This window comes from Marinobacter oulmenensis (assembly GCF_014201735.1).
GTDB lineage: Bacteria > Pseudomonadota > Gammaproteobacteria > Pseudomonadales > Oleiphilaceae > Marinobacter > Marinobacter oulmenensis.
Genome location: NZ_JACHFE010000003.1, coordinates 278096 through 297379 on the forward strand (window position 1 = coordinate 278096; position 19284 = coordinate 297379).

General features: G+C 61.3%; 15 protein-coding genes. 6 read left to right on the plus strand and 9 right to left on the minus strand.

Translation table 11 applies throughout. The annotated features are described in order from the left end of the window. Window positions 1–5: 5 nt before the first annotated feature. Together HNR38_RS07520 and HNR38_RS07525 are read right to left on the minus strand one after the other, a co-directional pair. Window positions 6–1058 (minus strand): efflux RND transporter periplasmic adaptor subunit, encoded by a 1053-nt coding sequence (locus HNR38_RS07520; RefSeq protein ID WP_183701528.1) that lies wholly within the window; start codon window positions 1056–1058, stop codon window positions 6–8. A gap of 187 nt (window positions 1059–1245) precedes the next feature. Continuing rightward, window positions 1246–3237, minus strand: coding sequence for a TonB-dependent receptor domain-containing protein (locus HNR38_RS07525; protein ID WP_183701531.1), 1992 nt, complete (start codon window positions 3235–3237; stop codon window positions 1246–1248). A gap of 198 nt (window positions 3238–3435) precedes the next feature. Between HNR38_RS07525 and HNR38_RS07530 the strand changes: the two genes are divergently transcribed. From HNR38_RS07530 to HNR38_RS07540, 3 genes are all read left to right on the plus strand, one after another. After that, window positions 3436–4698, plus strand: a complete 1263-nt coding sequence (locus HNR38_RS07530) for a sensor histidine kinase (RefSeq protein ID WP_183701534.1) — start codon at window positions 3436–3438, stop codon at window positions 4696–4698. Between the two features lies 1 nt (window position 4699). Further along, a complete protein-coding gene (locus tag HNR38_RS07535) occupies window positions 4700–5239 on the plus strand; it encodes a response regulator transcription factor (RefSeq protein WP_183701537.1) in 540 nt (179 codons plus the stop codon). 254 nt (window positions 5240–5493) lie between these two features. Beyond that, window positions 5494–7614 carry a putative bifunctional diguanylate cyclase/phosphodiesterase gene (locus HNR38_RS07540; RefSeq protein WP_183701540.1) on the plus strand — a complete coding sequence of 707 codons (2121 nt, stop codon included), beginning with the start codon at window positions 5494–5496 and terminating at the stop codon, window positions 7612–7614. 9 nt (window positions 7615–7623) lie between these two features. Here the strand turns inward: HNR38_RS07540 and HNR38_RS07545 are convergent, their stop codons facing one another. From HNR38_RS07545 to HNR38_RS07575, 7 genes are all read right to left on the minus strand, one after another. Further along, entirely contained in the window at window positions 7624–8283 is a 660-nt protein-coding gene (locus HNR38_RS07545) for an energy-coupling factor ABC transporter permease (protein ID WP_183701544.1), read from the minus strand. A gap of 89 nt (window positions 8284–8372) precedes the next feature. Then, complete coding sequence (locus tag HNR38_RS07550; RefSeq protein ID WP_183701547.1) at window positions 8373–10091, minus strand: SulP family inorganic anion transporter; 1719 nt, start codon at window positions 10089–10091, stop codon at window positions 8373–8375. Window positions 10092–10099: 8 nt separating this feature from the next. Continuing rightward, window positions 10100–10966: an MBL fold metallo-hydrolase gene (locus HNR38_RS07555; RefSeq protein ID WP_183701550.1), complete on the minus strand. Its 867-nt coding sequence runs from the start codon at window positions 10964–10966 to the stop codon at window positions 10100–10102. Window positions 10967–11045: 79 nt separating this feature from the next. Beyond that, window positions 11046–12536: a diguanylate cyclase gene (locus HNR38_RS07560; protein WP_343068261.1), complete on the minus strand. Its 1491-nt coding sequence runs from the start codon at window positions 12534–12536 to the stop codon at window positions 11046–11048. 72 nt (window positions 12537–12608) lie between these two features. After that, window positions 12609–13382 carry an SDR family oxidoreductase gene (locus HNR38_RS07565; RefSeq protein WP_183701555.1) on the minus strand — a complete coding sequence of 258 codons (774 nt, stop codon included), beginning with the start codon at window positions 13380–13382 and terminating at the stop codon, window positions 12609–12611. Continuing rightward, window positions 13369–15552 carry an AMP-binding protein gene (locus HNR38_RS07570; protein ID WP_183701572.1) on the minus strand — a complete coding sequence of 728 codons (2184 nt, stop codon included), beginning with the start codon at window positions 15550–15552 and terminating at the stop codon, window positions 13369–13371. Before HNR38_RS07570 ends, HNR38_RS07565 begins: the two co-directional genes overlap by 14 nt. Continuing rightward, on the minus strand, window positions 15536–16234 hold the full coding sequence (locus tag HNR38_RS07575; RefSeq protein WP_183701575.1) for a thermostable hemolysin: 699 nt from the start codon (window positions 16232–16234) through the stop codon (window positions 15536–15538). Before HNR38_RS07575 ends, HNR38_RS07570 begins: the two co-directional genes overlap by 17 nt. Before the next feature lie 200 nt (window positions 16235–16434). On the opposite strand from HNR38_RS07575, the gene HNR38_RS07580 reads away from it, so the two are divergent. From HNR38_RS07580 to HNR38_RS07590, 3 genes are read left to right on the plus strand one after another with little or no spacing between them, the layout of a single operon-like run. Beyond that, window positions 16435–16848 carry a GtrA family protein gene (locus HNR38_RS07580; protein ID WP_183701578.1) on the plus strand — a complete coding sequence of 138 codons (414 nt, stop codon included), beginning with the start codon at window positions 16435–16437 and terminating at the stop codon, window positions 16846–16848. 4 nt (window positions 16849–16852) lie between these two features. Further along, window positions 16853–17821 (plus strand): glycosyltransferase family 2 protein, encoded by a 969-nt coding sequence (locus HNR38_RS07585; protein WP_183701580.1) that lies wholly within the window; start codon window positions 16853–16855, stop codon window positions 17819–17821. Further along, a complete protein-coding gene (locus HNR38_RS07590) occupies window positions 17805–19268 on the plus strand; it encodes an ArnT family glycosyltransferase (RefSeq protein ID WP_183701583.1) in 1464 nt (487 codons plus the stop codon). The genes HNR38_RS07585 and HNR38_RS07590 overlap by 17 nt, the downstream gene beginning before the upstream one ends. Window positions 19269–19284 lie beyond the last annotated feature (16 nt).

A 19284-nucleotide genomic window follows, 5' to 3' on the forward strand; every position in this document is an offset into this window, starting at 1 on the left:
CCGGCTTACTCCTCACCGCTCTGATCGCCCGGGAGCGCCAGCTGTTCACTGCCAACCAGCGTGGCCGGGTTACTGACAACCTGCTCACCCTCACCCAGCCCGGACAGCACCTCCAGCCGATCACCATGGCTGACACCGGTGCGGATCTGGCGCAATCTGGGTTGGTCCTGGTCGTTCATCACAAACACCGCCCGCAGTTCGCTGCGCCGGACCAGGGCCGAGGCGGGAATCCAGAGCGAGTCACGGCTGGCCACGGGCACTTCCACTTTCACCAGCATGCCCGGGAACAGGGTGCCGTTGGGCTCATTCAGTTGCAGGCGCAGCCGAAAGGTGTGGGTATCCAGGCTGGCATAGGGGTAGAAGGTCATATCCCCGGTCTGCAGAACCCGGCCGTCTGACAGGGTAACGGTGGCCTGGCGCTGCTTGCGGGCCATGTCCGCGTATTGCTGGGGCAGGTCCACCACCACCCGCAGCTGTTCCAGGGACAGGCCGCTGATCAGTGGCTGCCCCGGGTTCACCGCTTCGCCGATTTCGACATGGCGCTCGGTGACAATGCCGCCGTATGGTGCGGTGATGCGGGTGTAATCGAGCTGCTCCCGGGCTTCATCAACCGCCGCCCGGGCGCGCTCCACCCGAGCCTGGGCGGCATTGAGGCTGTTCAGGGCACGGTCGAATTCCTGACGGGAAACCAGTCGGCGCTCATAAATGGCCTCGACCCGATCAAACTGCTGCTGGGCGTCCTGCAAGCCGGATACGGCCTCTTCCACACTGGCCCGGGCCTGGCTCAGCCGGGCCCGCTGTTCCGTGTCATCCAGCCGCACGATCAGATCGCCGGCGGCGACGGAATCGTCCACATCCACGGGCAGCGCCACCACCGTGCCACTGGTCTGGGCTGAAATGGTGCTTTGCTGAACCGCCTCGATCACACCATCGAGGTGAACCGTTTCCTGGACCGGTTCCGCCACCACGGGCGCAAGCTGCACAGATTGAGCCAGAGAGGGGGCCGGCAGGACAGCCACCAGAACCAGCGCCAGGACAGAGAGAGCCGTTTTGTTCATTATGCTTATTCCTGAAACGAATTTCCTAATGACAAAATTCTAGCACGGGATCGCCCACGTTTCAGTCTAATCCAGAGCAGATCAGGCGACCTTCCTGAAACAAAAAAACCCCGGTTGAAGACGCGCTCCACCGGGGTCTGAATGTTGCCCGCCGGCTATGAGGAGCGGGCAACTTTCCTAACTGCTATCACCACCGGGCCGTCAGCGCTGCGCGCAGGGTGCGGCCCGGTTCATTGACCCGGTATCCCTCACCGGTCACCGAGTCCTCACGGCTGACGTGGGGCGCCCAGGCTTTGTCAAAGACATTGTCGACCGCCCAGCTCAGGGTCAGGAACCCGGTGAGCGGATGATGGCCACTGAGGTTGAGCACGCCGTATCCCGGGGACTCGCCTGGGTCCAGCCCGGACTCCTCGTTGATCCGGTCCTGGCGGCGGGCGAGCTGCCACTCAGCTTCGACACGGTGTCCCTGGTGAGACCAGCCAAGGGTCTGGGTGTAAAGCAGGGGCGGAATCTGAGGCAGCGGATCATTGTCGTCGGTGTTGCGCCCGCGCACACTGGCCAGCTTTCCAGTGGTGCTCCAGGTGCCATCGGTCCAGCCGAGCTCCCCTTCAACGCCCACCAGTCGGGCACTGATGTTGCGGTACCGGGTATCGCCGGGCTGGGGCTGGTAGCGCAGGACATAGTCATCCACCCGGTCCATCCACAGGGCCGGTCGCCAGTGCCAGCCGGCCCGCTGCCCGGTAATGGCAAGCTCCAGTTTGTGGTGTTTTTCGGTATCCAGCTCCGGGTTGCCCACCCAGGTGCCCATCATGGTATCCCGGGCCACGTACCGTTCATTCACACCGGGGCTGCGAACACTGTGACTGGCGGTGGCTTCGAAGGTCTGGAAATCGGAGAAGCGCCATTCGGTGGTCAGAAAACCACTGACGTTGTCATCCTGCGCCTTGAGATCCCCGGTCCCGTAGGCGCTCTGGTAGGTGCCGGCCGGCGTTTTTATGCCACCCATGTAGCTCTGGTCCGCGCCCGTCGGATTCATTTCCACCCGGTCATAACGCACACCGGCGCCGACACGGGTGTTCACCCGGAGTTGATGGAAACCCTCCACGAAAACACCCACGCGGTCGCGCTCAACGTCCGGCCACATGTAAGAAGCCACCGCCCCCGGGGGCGTGGTGACGTTGTACAGGGTGGCATCCCAGTCGTTGCTTTCAACATCCACACCAACCGACAGCTCCTTGGTGTAGTCAAAGGTCTGATCCAGTACCAGCCGGGCGCCACGGGTCCGGGTCTCGGACCGGGTTTCCATCTGCATCATGCCCGGTTCACGCAGGCTGAAGTTGTCCATCAGGTGGTCCACATCGGCCTGCCAGGCCATCAGGTTCCACTCCCCGTTGGCCACCGGCGCGCCCAGCTCCAGCCGGGCCATATCGGTGTCCGTGCTGGGCGCATCCATCATGGCGGCGTACTTCACGTCCCGTTCTTCCTGCCGGCTGACCATGCCCTTGATGTAGAAGCCGTTATCGGCTCGCCAGGCGCCGTCAATCCGGCCTTCGGTGTTCTCGAAGGCGCTGCGTACCTCGTTGCCGTCGCCATCCTCGTAGTCATCCGCTTCCTCGTAGCCACCGGACAGGCGCAGCCAGGCGTCGTCATCGCCCACCGCCGCACTGGCCGCCGCCAGCGAGCCACTGCCGTTATCGGAGCCGCCAATCGTGACATGCCCGGTCGTCACGGAATCCTCAAATGCCGGGGCGGCGGTGGTGGCAATGACCTGGCCACCGGCAATCGGCCCCCAGCGCAGTGTCTGGTTGCCGGTTTTCACGGCCAGCACCTGGGGCAGGGCCGTGCTCAGCCGGCTGGTCGGCGGGTCCATGCGGTTGGGGCAGGCCCCTTCCACCCGCATGCCATCGAGCAGCACATCCACCCGTTCCTGGCTCTGGCCCCGGACCACGGGGTCCAGCCCCCGGCCACCCAGCCGGGAAAGGGAGACTGCGGGGTCAGCATCAAGCCGGGCCACAGGCTCTGTGCCAATGGCGGTTTCCGTCAGCCGCTCCACCTCTGCCGACTGGCCCTCGGTGACGCGGATAAGCACCTGGTCATCAGTCTGGGTCTGGGCCATGGCCGACGCGGTCACGCCGGTCAGGGCCAGGCTGATACAGCGGGCCAGGGGGTGTCTGATCATGGAGTGGCTTCCTTGTATTCCTGTTTTCATCAGGGGAATACTGTCAGGCTGCCGGGGTTGCGCCCGCGCATCGACATTCCCGGAATCAATGGGCGGCATTCTAGGGCGCCCCGTGCGCCATGGCTTGAGACACAATGCCGCACCTACAAAGGAGTATTCGGGCATCCCGTCCGGGGACATCCTGCTAGAATCGACGCCATGGAATGGCTCACGCACTCTCAGACAGGTTTTCAACAGGCCGCCCGTTATCTTCTGGGGATGCGGCTGGCGCTTATTGCCACCCAGGTGGTGGCAATCGCGGTGGCCGAAACCGTGGTGTCGCTCACCCATCAGGCAGAGGCGCTCGCGCTCTGCCTGCTGTATGGCGTGCTGGCCACACTGAGCTGGCTCTGGTTCAGTCGCCGGCCGCCGGCATCGCCGGTTACCGTCAGCCTGACGCTGGCCACCGATCTGGTGTTGATCACATTCTGGCTCTATCTCACGGGAGGCTACACCAATCCGCTGGTATCACTGTTGCTGCTGCCGACGGCCGTCGCCATCATCCTTGTGCCACTGCAACAGAGTATTGTGCTCACCCTGGCCAGCGTTGGCGCCTATACCCTCCTGATTCTCTGGCATACCCCCGTCAGCCATCAGCAGCACGGCGCAGACCTGGCCCAGTTACACCTGATTGGCATGTGGGTCACCTTCGCCCTGATGGCCGGCATACTGCTGCTGGTCGTAGGCACCCTGGCTCGCCGGCTGCGCGCCCAGCAAAGCCAGCTGGCCCGGTTTCGGGAAAACCGTCTGCGCGACGAGCAGATCATTTCACTGGGTCTGTCGGCGGCCTCGGTGGCTCACCGGCTCGGTACGCCCCTGAACACCATGACTCTGCTGCTGGAAGAAATCCGCAGCCACACCGGTTCCCGACAGACCCCCGAACTTGAGGACGACCTCAACCTGATGGAGCAGCAGGTGCTGTTGTGCAGCCAGCACCTGCAACAGCTGACCCGGGCCGCTGTGGAGGCAAAAGCCGCCAGACTGGAACAGCTCCCGTTAGCTGAGTGGCTGACCCGGCTTCGGGAATCCGCCACCCTGCTATGGCCGGGCAGCGCACTGCACTGGGAGGGGAAACCGCCGGATGTCACCCTGGCGGTGGATGCCACCCTCGACCAGGCCGTGCTCAACCTGATTGCCAACGCTCTGACGGCCAGCCCCCAGTGGGTTTCTGTCCGCAGTGCCCTGACCGAAGGCGGTCGTATCGAACTGATTGTGGAGGACCACGGCGATGGCTTTGAAATGGCTGTACAGGGTGCCCCCGGGGAAGACGTGGTGGACTCCCGCAACGGTCTGGGGGTTGGCCTGTTCCTGTCCAATGCCACCATCCAGAGACTGGGCGGGCATTTGCGGGCAAGAGCCGATGACTCGGGCACAACCATGGTGATCGACCTGCCGGTCGCCACCCCCAACGAGGAGATATGACATGTCAGAACCGGAACAGGATTTCTGGCTGCTGGTAGATGACGACGAGGCCTTCCTGCAGGTCCTCTCCCGATCCCTCGCGCGCCAGGGCATCGACACCCTCACTGCCAGCCATCCGGACACAGCCCTCGAAATGCTGGAGCAGCATCCAGTCACACACTGTGTACTGGACCTCAACCTTGCCGGGGAAAGCGGCCTGCAGCTGCTGCCGGAATTACTGGAGCGGCAACCGGATCTGGAGGTGCTGGTCCTGACCGGCTACGGCAGCATCGCCACCGCCGTCGAGGCCATGCGTCGAGGCGCTGCCAATTACCTGTGCAAACCGGTTACCGTGGGGCAACTGATCAATGGCTTCCAGCCCCTTGAGACCGGGCCCGACCTGCGGACCGAACCTCCGTCAGTGGAGGAAATGGAATGGGAGCACATTCAACGGGTTCTAAACGAACACGAAGGCAACATTTCCGCCACGGCGCGGGCCCTGAATATGCACCGTCGTACCCTTCAGCGAAAGTTACAGAAGCATTCGCGCTGGCGCCAGTAGGCGCCCCTCACCTTCCGGCAGAACGGAATCTCATCCAAAATTGATATTAATCAAAGAGCACGCATGAGAATCTTATGCGTTTACGATAGGGATGGGGTAGCATCCTGCCCTGTCAATTTTTGCAACCCGATTGCAAAATCAGACCCATCACTCAGGCGCCTCTAACAGACGCTGAATTCACTGCTATAATCCGGCAAATTCTCACAGGGATGGGAGGGTAACACCGATAAACCACTCACCGGTTCCCACGATCTATGGCCAACATTCCGGAAACCCTGCAGCCCTTCGATAATATCGATCCGCGTCGACTGGCGCTGGCTGCGGCTGCCACCCGCAACATGGTGCTGATACTGGATGCGGATGGCGGTATCGAATGGGTTAATGGGGCCTTCCAGAGGCATACCGGTTACCCGCTGGCGAGTGCGGCTGGCCGCCGGCCTACCGAACTGCTAGCCGGGCCGGAAACCAATCTGCAGCTTCTGGAACGCATTGATGCCTGCCTCGCCAATCATCAGGGATACGAGGAAGACCTGCTTTACTACCGTGCGGACGGTACCCCGTACTGGGCCCACACCTACTGCATACCGATTGGAGAGCTACAAGGCGTCGCCCCGGGCTTTGTGGTGGTACAGACCAACATCTCGGACCGCAAAAACAGCGAGCGCGGGCTGCGCATTGCCGCCAGCGTTTTCGACCGCAGCCACGAAGCCATTGTCATCACCGACGAATACAACCGGATTGTCGATACTAACCCCGCTTTCTCGCGCATTACCGGTTACACCCGTGCTGAAGTCCTCGGACTGAACCCGTCCATTCTCAGCTCGGGCCGCCATTCCCGGGCGTACTACCGGTCCATGTGGAAAAGCATCGAGAAATACGACCACTGGCGGGGAGAAGTATGGAACCGGCGCAAAAACGGCGAGGAGTATATTGAGTTGCTGTCCATCAGCCGGGTGCACCTGGAGGAGCCTGGCCGACACTACTTCGTGGCTTCGTTCTCGGACATTACGGCCCTCAAGAACCACGCACGGGAGCTGGACCGCGCCGCCAATTACGATGATCTCACCGGCCTGCCCAACCGCCAGTTGCTGGAAGAGCGCCTGCGTGCCGCCTGCCAGCATGCCGACCGGCTCCACCAGACCCTTTCGGTCTGCTATCTGGATCTGGACGGCTTCAAGGCCATCAACGATGCTTACGGCCACGAGGCCGGGGACCAGGCCCTGCGTACCATTGGCGATCGTCTGACCAGCGCCCTTCGCCATGGTGATACCGTTGCCAGAATGGGTGGCGACGAGTTTGTCCTGCTGGTCCAGACCAATCATTCCCGGGCCATTTATCAGCGGATACTGGATGTGGTGGCTCCCCCGCTGGAATTCGGGGATGAAAACATCACCCTGACTGCCAGCCTTGGAGTGACGGTCTATCCGGATGACAACACCGATGCCGAAGCGCTGATCCGCCATGCCGACCAGGCCATGTACTCAGCCAAGGAAAAAGGCCGCAACCAGTACCACCTGTTTGATCCGGGCCTGGACGCCTCGCGACGCCAACGCCGGGACCAGCTCATGGAAATCAACCGAGCCCTGGAAAACGGGGAATTCGAGCTTCATTTCCAACCCCAGATCCGCATGGCAGACTATCAGACGGTTGGCTTTGAAGCGCTGATCCGCTGGCGGCACCCCCACAACGGTCTGGTATCTCCGGGTGAGTTCCTGCCGGCACTGGAACACAGCCACCTGGAAATTCCGCTGGGCCAGTGGGTGCTGAAAGAAGCCATCCATCACCTGAACCAGTGGCATGAGGCCGGTGAACAGATCAACGTGTCCATCAACATCAGTGCCGCCCACCTGATGGACCGACATTTCGTGGATTACCTGCACGGCTATCTGCGAAGTCACCCCGAAGTGAGTCCTGATCGCATCACCCTTGAAGTACTGGAAAGTACCGCACTCGAAGACATCAAGGGCGCCGGCAATGTGCTTCAGAGCTGCCAGGCCATGGGCCTGCAGATCGCACTGGATGATTTCGGTACCGGCTACTCCTCCCTGACCTACCTGCGTACCCTGCCGGTCGACATGATCAAAATCGATCAGAGTTTTGTCCGCAACATGCTGGTCAGCCCGAGTGACCGGGCCATTGTGGAGAGCGTGGTGTTCATGGCGCAACGCTTTGACCATCTGGTACTGGCCGAGGGGGTGGAAACCCTGGAACACGCCCGGGTACTGCAGGACATGGGCTGCAACCTGGTACAAGGGTACGGTGTCGCTCGTCCGATGCACTCGGAACAGGTCCTGCCCTGGCTTAGGGGCTGGCGCGAAAAGACCGGCCGATGCACCAGTCTGGAGAACCTGTCGGTGCTGATCGGTGAAGACTGAAGCCGATATCTAACGGTAGCGGCTCTGGTCAAGGGTGACCAGACGGTCCGGATGGAACACCATCAAACCGGTAACAAACGTGCCATTGATGAACCCCTCCGGCAGCATGAACAGCGGCAGGTAGCGGATGTACTCGTTCACCAGTTCATCCAGGGTATAAATACCCCCCGTCCAGAGCAGCAGACACATCACCAGCCCTGCCACCGCCACAGACAGTCCCGCCCCGAAAAAGCCACAGAAGAAGATGTAGGCAAAAAAATTGCGGAAGTTACGACGCCGCTCCCAGAGCATGATGCCATGGCTGACCAGCGCCGGTATTATCACTGTCACCAGGCCATTAGCGGCAAACATCACCAGTGGCTCCCGGCCGGTAATCACCGTGATCACCAGCGCCAGCAGGCCGCTGAGCACCGCCAGGGCCCAGCCCAGCATCAGGGTAATGACAGTGATGCCAAAAACATGGATGGCCAGGCCGGGCGAAATACCGGCCCGAAGCTGCCAGATAAAGCCCAGAATCACTGCCGCCCCGAAAAACGAATGCTGGATGGCATTATCCTGGCGGAAGGCACGCCAGTTCACCTGACGCACCGCCACCCCCAGAATCAGCAGGAACAGCACCGCCGTGAGTAGCCACTGGCCGGTCGACAACAGATTGTCAGTCATTCCCATGGCGTTCACCGGTTTGCACAAGGCGACAGAATGTCGCTGGATTGTTCACTGATACTGGCGTTTTGGTCAACGGGATCACTTCATGCAGGTCAAGCTGCTGCCCGGTCCGTCAGTGCCTGCCAGGCCTCAAATGTACTCAGATGAACGCCGCCTGCCATGTGCTCGAGCAGTTCCGTACCACGCAGGCGGTCCATCACCGGGCCTTTGACTTCCGACAGGTGCAGGCGCACGCCGGAATCACCCAGGCGCTCGTTGATCGCCTCCAGGCTTTCCAGGGCCGAGGCGTCGATCAGGTTCACCGCCGGGCAGACCAGCACCAGGTCGGTCAGTTCCGGTTCCCGGGTCACCAGGTCCATGACCGTTTCCTCCAGGAACCGGGCATTGGCGAAGTACAGACTTTCGTCCACCCGCAGGAACGTCACTTTCGGGCACAGTTCCACGTCGTGCCTGAGTACATTGCGGAAATGTTCGGTGCCCGGCACCCGGCCCACCACGGCACAGTGCGGACGGCTGGTCCGATACAGAAACAGGCCAATCGACAGGGCGACACCGGCGATAATGCCGGCCTCGACACTGTGCACCAGGGTCAGCAGGATGGTCGCCAGCATGGCCCCGAAATCCGTCCGGGAATACCGGAAGGTGCGCACCAGGGCGGGCAGATCAATCAGGGTGATCACGGCCACGATAATGGTGGCCGCCAGCGTTGCCTTCGGCAACCAGGCAATCGCCGGTGTCAGAAACAGTGTGGCCAGAGCGATCCCCACGGCGGTGTAAGCTCCGGCGGCCGGGGTTTCAGCACCCGCCTCGAAGTTGACGACCGAACGGGAGAAGCCCCCGGTAACCGGCATACCACCGGACAGACCGGCGCTGATATTGGCGGAGCCCAACCCGATCAGTTCCTGATCCGGATCGATGCGCTGCCGGCGTTTGGCCGCCAGAGTCTGGCCGACCGAAACCGACTCCACAAACCCCACCACGCTGATCAGCAGCGCACTGACAGCCAGTTGCGACCACAGATCCGGGGCCAGGCTGGGCAGGGCCAGTTCCGGTAGTCCGGACGGCACCTCTCCCACCAGCCGGACCCCCTGGGCATCCAGTTGCAGGGCCCAGGCCAGAAACGTAGTCACAATCACCGCCAGGATCGGCGCCGTCTTGCTCAGGATATCCGCCGTGCGATCTGCCATCCCCAGGCGGCCAAGCAGGGGCTTGAGGCGGTAACGGGCCCAGGCCAGAAAGGCGATGGAGCCGGCCCCCACCATCAGCGTGGGTAGATTGGTGTCACCCACCGACGCCAGAAAGGAGCCGGCTATTTCCACCAGGTTATGGCCGCCGGACTGTATCCCGAACAGATGCCGGAGTTGGCTTGCCGCAATAACCAGGCCGGAGGCGGTGATAAACCCCGAAATCACCGGGTGGCTGAGAAAATTGGCCAGAAAGCCCAGCCGGAGCACCCCCATCAGGGTGAGCATCAGTCCGGACATCAGCGCCAGCACAACCGCCCCCATCAGGTACTCCGCACTACCGGCCTCAGCCAGGGGGGACAATGCAGCCGCCGTCATCAGGGATGCCACAGCCACCGGACCAACAGACAGGGTCCGGCTGCTGCCAAACAGCGCATAGATAGCCAGGGGCAGAATACTGGCATAAAGCCCAACCTGCGCCGGCAGCCCCGCCAGCAGTGCATAGGCCAGAGACTGCGGAATCAGCATGACAGTCACGATAACCGCTGCCACCAGGTCACTGGTGGCCTGGTTGCGGCTGTAGTCCGGCGCCCACTGCAGGATGGGCAGGTATCGTTTCAGGTTCATGCGCCGGCTCAGAACAGATCGATCGGTATTTTCAGGTAAACCTGATCATTATCTTCTGCCGGAGGCATGTGGCCAGCCCGCATGTTCACCTGGACCGAGGGCAGAATCAGCCGCGGCATATCCAGAGTGGCATCCCGTTCCCGGCGCATGGCAACAAACGCCTCTTCACTCACGCCGTCATGGACGTGGATATTCGCTTCCCGTTCTGCCGCCACGGTGGTCTCGAACTGGAATTGCTCCCGGCCGGGGGCTCCGTAATCGTGGCACATGAACAGCCGGGTTTCCGGCGGCAGAGACAGCACCTTCTGGATGGAATGGTAGAGGGTGCGGGCATCGCCCCCGGGGAAATCGCAGCGGGCCGTACCAAAGTCCGGCATGAACAGGGTATCCCCGACAAAAGCGGCATCCCCGATCACGTAGGTCAGGCAGGCCGGGGTGTGACCCGGCGTATGCAATACACGCCCTTCCAGGTTGCCAATGCCAAAGGTATCGCCTTCCTGGAACAGGAAATCAAACTGGCGGCCATCCCGGGCGAACTCCGTACCAGCGTTAAAGGCCTTGCCGAATACCTCCTGCACCACGGTGATGTTGGCACCGATCCCGGTGCGCCCGCCCAGTTTTTTGTGGAGATAGGGCGCCGCCGACAGGTGGTCGGCATGGACATGGGTTTCCAGAATCCACTCAACGGTCAGGTCGTGGCGGCGAACATAATCAATGATCCCGTCTGCTGAACGCACATCGGTGCGGCCAGCCGCGTAATCAAAGTCCAGAACCGAGTCCAGGATGGCACAGGCACGGCTGTCCGGGTCCTGGACCACGTAACTGAAAGTATTGGTGGGTTCATCAAAGAAATGCTGGACGATGGGCTTGCTCATGGTGGTCACCTTGATATCGCATTCGCGTATTTGATCTAAGGATATACTGTAACGATATAAAAGGTGAAATGCTGTTTCCTTATATGCCCGATAAACCAGAGCCATCGACCACGCAGTCCCGACCGGCTTTCTTGGCCAGGTACATGCGATGATCCGCCGCATCAATCAGTGCTACCGAGGTTGCGTTCGCCGGTGGCAGCTCGCTGTTACAGACAACCCCCGCGCTTACGGTGACATAAATGGGCTGCCCGTTGTAGACAAAGGTCTCTTCGCGCACGGCGTCCAGAATCCGGGCGACCAGGGTTTCCACATCATCCGGGTTGACTGGCGTGATCACCACCAGAAACTCCTCACCACCAAACCGGCAGACAATGTCGGAGCCCCGGCAATAACGCCTGAGTAAATCTGCAAACCGCTGCAGGACGTAATCACCGCCCAGATGTCCAAGGGAGTCGTTCAACTGTTTGAAATGGTCAATGTCGAGCATGACAACAGCAAAGGACTCATCCTGACGCCCGCCCCTGGCCAGCAGTTCCTCCAATCGAGGCTCCAGATAACGACGGTTGTGCAGACCGGTCAGGGGATCACGAATGGACTGGGCCAGCAGCTCCTTTTCCAGATAATGCCGTTCCAAGGCGCCGGACAGCAGGCCCGACACAATAATCAACAGATCCGCCTGATCGGTGCGCCATTCGCGCAGGCTCAGCGAATCCACGCCAAAAAAGCCGGTGACCCGGCCCCGGACGCGGATAGGTACACAGAACATGGAAGCCACCCCCTGCTCCCTCAGCAGGGACTGCTCGTTCTCCGCATCCAGGGGCAGGAGATCGACGTTTTCGATAAACGTGACCTTGTTGTCTTCGACCATGCATCGAATCCGGCGACGCCACCAATGGAAGTCAGAGATATCCACCACCTGTTGCTCCCCCATCAGCGATGGAACACCGGGGGCACACCACTCATGGGTGTTGGTCATCTGCCGGTAATCATCCGAGAAACGATAGAGGTAGGCCCGGTCGACACCAAAAAAGCGGCCGATAGAACTCAGCACTTCATCAATACACTGGTCAATGGTGCCAAACCCCAGATTGATGAATTCCGTTGACAGCCGGGCAATCAGACGCTGGAAGCCGGCCTGGAAGGAGAACTCCGCCCGGCTGTCCCGAAGGCTCTGCTCCAGGACCTTGTAATGCTGGATGCTGTGGAACCGGCCGTACCAGACGGTACTGCCATCCGCCTGTCGTTCTGGTTTGGAGTGGCCTTCAAACCACTCGTATTCACCGTCCTTGCGCATGAATCTGACCTGATGGGACCAGGGCGTCATGGCTTTCCAGGAGCTCAGGATACTCTGGTTCAGTCCTGCCAGGTCTTCGGGATGGATCAGATCAAACCAGGGACTGGCGTTATGCCGGAGCCAGTCCGGCTCCATGCCGAACAGAGCCCGGGCCTGTTCACTGATATAGGGACAGCAGTGGGACTTTCCGTCAGCGCTGAGCCAGTAGGTATAGAGAACGCCCGGAACACCCGAGGCCAGTTTCTTGAAAAAATCATCGGAGCGGTCTGCCGTCACTGACGGTCTCTCCTGGTTCAATCAGTGATACACAATCTCCAAGTGTAGCTTAGATTGACACACACCATGACCTTACTTTCCCGCCATATAGCGCCGGACCACCGGCAGCTGTTTCATCATGACCTTGTCTACCAACCGGGGCATGATGCCGTTGAGTACTACGAACAGCCGCTCCGGCCAACCCAGGAAACGCCGTCGCTGATCCTGCTTCATCGCCTGCAGAATCTGCTCAGCGACCTGCTCCGGAGCATCCATGCGGTTACCCAGGGCCTGATTCATCTGTTCCACACTATCCGGGTTCATGGCGGTGCTGGTGGCCCGGGGCGCCACATAAAGCACCTGAACCGACGTATCAGCCAGTTCCCGGCGCAAGGCTTCGGTGAATCCGCGCAATCCGAATTTGCTGGCACAGTATCCGCTGTAGCCGGGAAAGCCGATGCTGCCGAAGGTAGAGCCCACAAACACCAGCGCGCCCAGCCCGGACTGGACAAATCGCGGCGAGAACTGCCGGGCCACCAGCAGGGCTGAACGCAGGTTAACGTTCAACTGGGCATCAATGTCCTCCACGGTCATGTCCGCCAGTCCGGCAAAGCGGTTCTGGCCTGCGCAATGGATGACTCCATCAATGTCAGGGTAGGCCCAGGCCAGCCGTTCCAGTTGCCCGGCCAGGTCACCCGCTGCGAGATCCAGCGGAACCGGAATTACGCCCTGCCGGTGCGTCACACGTTCAGGGTGCCGGGAGGCCAGAATGACCCGGACACCGGCATCCAACAGCGGTTCCAGCAGTGCCTGGCCAATCCCCCCGCTACCACCCAGCAGCAGGAAGGTACGGTTATGCAGCCTCATGGTTGGCCTCCGGGTGCGCGGCAGGCAAGGGGATGCTGTGCAGCATATCCCCATACAGGCGGTAGACCATCCGGGCGGCGTCGATAATGGCCTGCTGGTCCTCGGGATCGGTGATATCGTTCATCAGCGTCCGGAAGAACTCGAAGTGCTCCTGATCCAGGGCGCCATGGGAATACAGATAACTGAAGGCTTCATCCGGCAGTTCCAGTTGCTGCTGGATGGCTTTTCCCAGCGGCGTCGCCAGTTCGATGGAGGTGCCCTCCAATACCTGGACCATGCCGAAGAATGCCACGGGGTTGCCCCGCTCTATCCGGTCATAGAGATAAGCCACCATCAGTTCGATGGCGGTGTCCGGCTTCCCGGAGCGGATGGCCTCACGATCCTCGCCACAGGCCACCAGGTCATTGAGAATCCACTCATGGTGGCCATACTCTTCCTCGATGTATTCCACCAGCGCCTTGCGGACAAACTCGAGACGTTCCGGCAGCCGTCCACCACAGGCCATCATCAGCGGAACCGTGTGCTTGACGTGGTGGTAGGCCTGAGTCAGAAACCAGGTATAACCGGAAAGATCGAAACGCCCCTCGCCGATAGCCCGGATTACCGGTGCGTTGGTAATGTGCAGGCGAGCCTGCGCTGTTTCAGTCTGCAAACGGTCAAAAAATGCCATCGAATAATCTCCTGCGGTAAGTTCCGCCTCGAGCCGCCAGGGAGTGGCGGTCAGTTCTACAAATGGGATATCGGCGAGCAGCGCGTCGAGGTCCGCCTCGATCTGCCGTCGTATGGGCCGGCCGTTGTCGGTCAGGTGCCCCCGGGCCCGGCTCAGGAGCTGAGGCCTGAGATAGACCCGACTGAGACGGGCGTAATCCGGCAAACGCGCATTAAGGCACCGCAGGGCCTCCTCCAGCCACTGGCCAGTCCGCTCAGGAGCCACCACCAGGGCCGCCGGCTGCGGCTGGCCATCGCCGAACACCACCGCCTGCCTGGCCCCTACACACTGCACCAGCTCGCTTTCCAGCCATTCCGGGCTGATGTTGCGGCCAAAGCTGGTGATCAGCAGATTCTTGGCCCGACCACGGACCGAGAGGAAACCCTCAGCATTGAGCCCACCCAGATCCCCGGTGTCCAGCCAGACCTCCGGTTGAGTGTCATCCCCCAGATAACCCAGGTGAGTGTTGCCGGAGACGCGGATATGGCCCTGTTTATCCACCTGCACCGAAACGTGGGACAGAGGTTTCCCGACAGTGCCGGGCCGATCCGCCTCCGGCACGTTCAGGGCAACGACCGAACCACATTCAGACAGGCCATACCCCTCATACAGGGGCAGACCGGCGGCGCGGCCCTGCTCAAGCAACTCCGGCGCCACACGGCCACCCCCGACCGCGACGAACCGGAAACCGACACCGGATAGCAGTCCGTCAGCCGCAGCCCGCACAAGGGCCGCCGCCAGTTCCGGCACCAGAATCAGGGAATGGGGCCGGTGCATTCGAAGCGCTGTTACCAGTTGCGCCACATCCAGACCGCTGCTGCCGGTCATCCCGAGGCTCTGCAGCGGTTCCAGGTGCACTGTCGCGCCCATCAACAGGGGCAGGTAGATTCCGGCAATGTTCTCCAACAGGGTGGCCAGTGGCAGAACACAAAGGTGAGTTTCCAGAGTCACGCACGAAAGACGGTCGCGCAGGGCTCGCACGGTCGCCGACAACTGCGTCCCGGACAGACACACCCCCTTCGGGGTGCCGGTGCTCCCGGATGTAAAGGTAATCTTCGCGGTCGTATCCGGCATCCGCACAACGCCGCCTGACACCGGCAGATGCTTCAGCATGACCCCACTGCCAAGCGGTCGGGCACCGTCCAGAAAATCACCGGACAGCAGGGCATCGAGACCCGCCCGGCCAATCAGGTGCTGTCTTTGGGAATGTGAGAAGAAAACCGGTACCGGCACACACACCACGCCTGCCGCCAGGCACGCCAGATCCGCCAGCACCCAGGCCACGGAGTTGTCACCACACAGGCCTGCCCGGCGCACACCCAACGCCCGCAGTTGCTGAGCCAGGGCATGGACCTCCGCCATCATCCGGGAGTAACTCAGGACTTCGTCTGGTCCACGGAGGGCGACATGGGACGGTGTGCTCCGTGCCTGACGTTCCAGATCCTCAAGCAGTCCGGCCATATCGCCCTCCTTCATCGGGCAACGCGCCAGGCACCAACCGGACCCGCTGAAGCAACCCCGCCCGCTGGAGTGCCGACAGGCTATCCGAAATCCGTATGGCCAGTACCTGCGGGTGGTGCTGATAATAAGCGCCCCAGCCCGCGCCCCGGTCCGGTAGTTGCCCGGCAAGAGCCTCGCCGAGTACCTGAGTGGTAATACCCAGGCGGTGGAAACTGTTACGAAGCTGGTCGGTGCCGGTACAGACCACCCAGTCGTAGTTCTCGCTGTCGAGCCATACGGATAGGCAGGCGAACAGATAACGGCTGATACCGGCTTCCACTCCGGCCAGATGGGCAATCTCCGCAACCCGGTCACGGTCGGCACACGGCTCGGGCAGAGCCGATTCCACCGGTTTCCCCAGATAATCCTCCAGAAACAGTTTCTCCTTGCCGGCATTGCGCACGCCTGCCGCAGCCAGCACTGTGCCCTGCGCCGATGTCAGCGCCAAAAGGTCCGGGATGCGCAGAATGGGCTCCGCCCCATAAGCCTGCAGAAAACGCCGCCGGATGAACCCGGCCACAGCATCCGCCGTGTCGGTTTCCGGTGCAATCCGGCTCAGCAGACGACCGGCACAGGTCACAACTGGATGGGCAGCCTGGCCATCCGCCAGGCAACAGGTAGACAACATTATCGGGTCTGTCATGGCACGCTCTCCGTTGGCCCAAATGGGTATAGGCCTTTGAACATGACTGCCATGATCGGGAATCAGGCTTAAACCAGCCTTAACCGCAAAGACGAAAATACTTAACCCGGGCTTAAGCATATGGGCGGGTCGGTTTAAGGCGTGATTAAGGAAGCCGGCCTAAAGTGGCAGGCCTCACTGATGACAACCGGACGTTGAACATGCCTGATGCTAATCCCGGAAACAGACCACGGCACAGATTACCCGCCTTCCTGACGGGCGGGAGCATTGCGACTGGTACTCACTGGCTGGTGCTGTTTGCCCTGCTACAACTGGACTGCCAGGCCGCCATCGCCACTGGAGTGGGTGGTGCAGTGGGGCTGCTGGTCAATTATCTGTTTCAGTATCACCTGACCTTCCGTTCAGCCAGGCCTCACCGTGTGGCCTTCCTGCGTTATCTGGCCGGCGCGGGCGTCGGCTGGCTGTTCAACCTCATGATTTTCGATGCAGTCTTCCGCACTGCCAGCAGCGCCCTGACGGCACAGACTGTGGCCACAGGAGCCGTCACTTTCATCAACTTCCTTCTTGCTGACAGGTTCGTATTCCATGACACCTCCATCCAGACCCCGCAGTAACCCGATGCTGAGTATTCTGGTTCCGGTTCATAACGAAGCGGATGTCCTTCCGACCCTGCTGAACCGGCTGGCTCTTGTGTGCCGTAAGCTCCGCGCCCCGGTGGAATTACTGTTTGTGGACGATGGCAGCCGGGACAACTCCGTGAAGCTGTTGCTGACGGCCCGGCATCACAACGCCGACATCCGGCTGATCCGGCTTTCGCGCAATTTCGGCAAGGAAGCAGCGGTGACCGCCGGACTGGCCCATGCCCGTGGCGATGCGGTGGTATTGATGGACGCGGACCTTCAGGACCCACCGGAACTGATCCCGGACATGGTGAGTGAATGGCAAAGAGGCGCCGATGTGGTGCTCATGAAGCGCCGTTCCCGCGCCGGAGAAAGCTGGCTCAAACGGACCACCGCCCGGCTGTTCTACCGGCTGATCAATCGCATCAGTGATGCCCCGATTCCGGTGGACACGGGAGACTTCCGGCTGATGAGCCGGCGCACGGTGGATGCCCTGAACCGGTTGCCGGAACGCAACCGTTACCTGAAGGGCATGTTTGCCTGGGTCGGCATGCCCACCGTCACGCTGGAGTTCGACCGGGACCCGCGCGCCGCCGGCAACACCAAGTGGAATTACCTGAAACTGGGGCACCTGGCGATGGAGGGAATTACCTCGTTTTCCACACGCCCCCTGCGTCTGGCTCTGGTACTGGGCTTTCTTGCAGCCGGAGCCGGCGGCCTGTTCGGGACCTGGGAGGTTCTCAAGGCACTGGTGTTTGGCGTATCCACGCCTGGCTATGCTTCCATGATCGCAGTGGTGACTTTTCTGTCCGGTGTCCAGTTGCTGTGCGTGGGGCTGCTGGGTGAATACGTCGGGCGCATCTACCTGGAGACCAAACAGCGTCCCAATTTCATCGTGTCAGACGATACCGCCAGTCACGCCCCTTCACCGATGCTGAGAGTCGCCGGCGATGACCACCACCGTTAACCGACTGTTCTGGTTGCTTGCGGCCATTCTACTGGCCCGCCTGGGGCTCTGCGCCATGCTGCCCTTTGCGGACACCACCGAGCCGCGCTATGCCGAAATTGCCCGGATTATGGCCAGCAGCGGTGACTGGATCACGCCCTGGTTCCGGGAGGGGGTCCCCTTCTGGGGCAAGCCACCGCTGTCATTCTGGTCACAGGCGCTGGCGTTCAAACTGTTGGGTGTCAGCGAATTTGCCGGGCGGCTCCCCTCGTGGCTGGCCAACCTGGGCGTGGTCGCACTGATTTACCGGGCAGGGCTGGCGTTGCATAACCGGCCCTCAAGCAACGAAGCCCGCCTCGGTGGTCTGCTCGCAGCCATCATCTACAGCACCATGGCGCTGGGCTTCCTCAGTGCCGGTACAGTCATGACGGATTCCTTCCTGGCCCTGGCCACTACCCTGGTGATCACCAGCCTGATCATCCGCATCCAGGGTGGACCCGCCATCTGGGGCTGGCTGTTCTTTATCGGCCTCGCCCTCGGCCTGCTTGCCAAGGGGCCGCTGGTTCTGGTGCTGAGCGGCCTGCCGGTTTTTATCTGGGTAGCGGCCACGCGGAACTGGCCGCTGCTCTGGCGATGCCTGCCCTGGGTTCCTGGCACACTGCTGATGCTTGCCCTGTCTGTCCCCTGGTACCTGCTGGCAGAGCTCAAAACCCCGGGTTTTATCGACTACTTCATTGTGGGCGAGCACATCAAGCGGTTTCTGGTCAGCAACTGGCAGGGGGACCTGTACGGCAATGCCCACGAGTTCACCCGCGGCACCATCTGGCTTTACCTGGCGCTGGCAAGCTTTCCCTGGGGCCCGATCATGCTGGCCAGTGTCGTCGCATGGCTGTGGACCAAGCGAGCTGACAGGCCCAGCGCCCGGCCCGCTCAGGGTCTGACGATACTGGTGCTTGCAGCGGCCTTCACACCCGTACTGTTTTTCACCTTTTCCGGCAACATTCTCTGGACCTACGTACTGCCCGGTCTGCCTTTTCTGGCACTGGCAATCGAACCGCTGGTAACACGGTGGCGTTTTCGGGGTACCCAACCGACTGTCCTGGCCGCTGTTCTGCTGATCCCTCTGATCGGAAGTCTGGCCGGAGGCTGGTTTGCCACCCATCCCGACCAGCTGAAAACCGAAAAAACACTGGTAACCGCTGTGCAGGACCGCTTCGACGTATCACCGGAGCGCCTGTTTTACCTGGGCGATCTGCCATTTTCAGCCCGGTTCTACAGCCAGGGACAGGCCCATACCCTGGCCCCGGAACGCCTGGGGCATTTTCTGGAGAGGCAAACCGGCAAAGGGCCGGCCCTGGTTGCTGTGGATCGTGACGACGCTGCCGCCCGGGAAACAATCCGCCGGCGCGGCCAGCCCGTAGACACAGACAAACGGTATATACTGTTCCGGGTGCCACCTGCCTCCTGATCAGGCACCCCGCTTT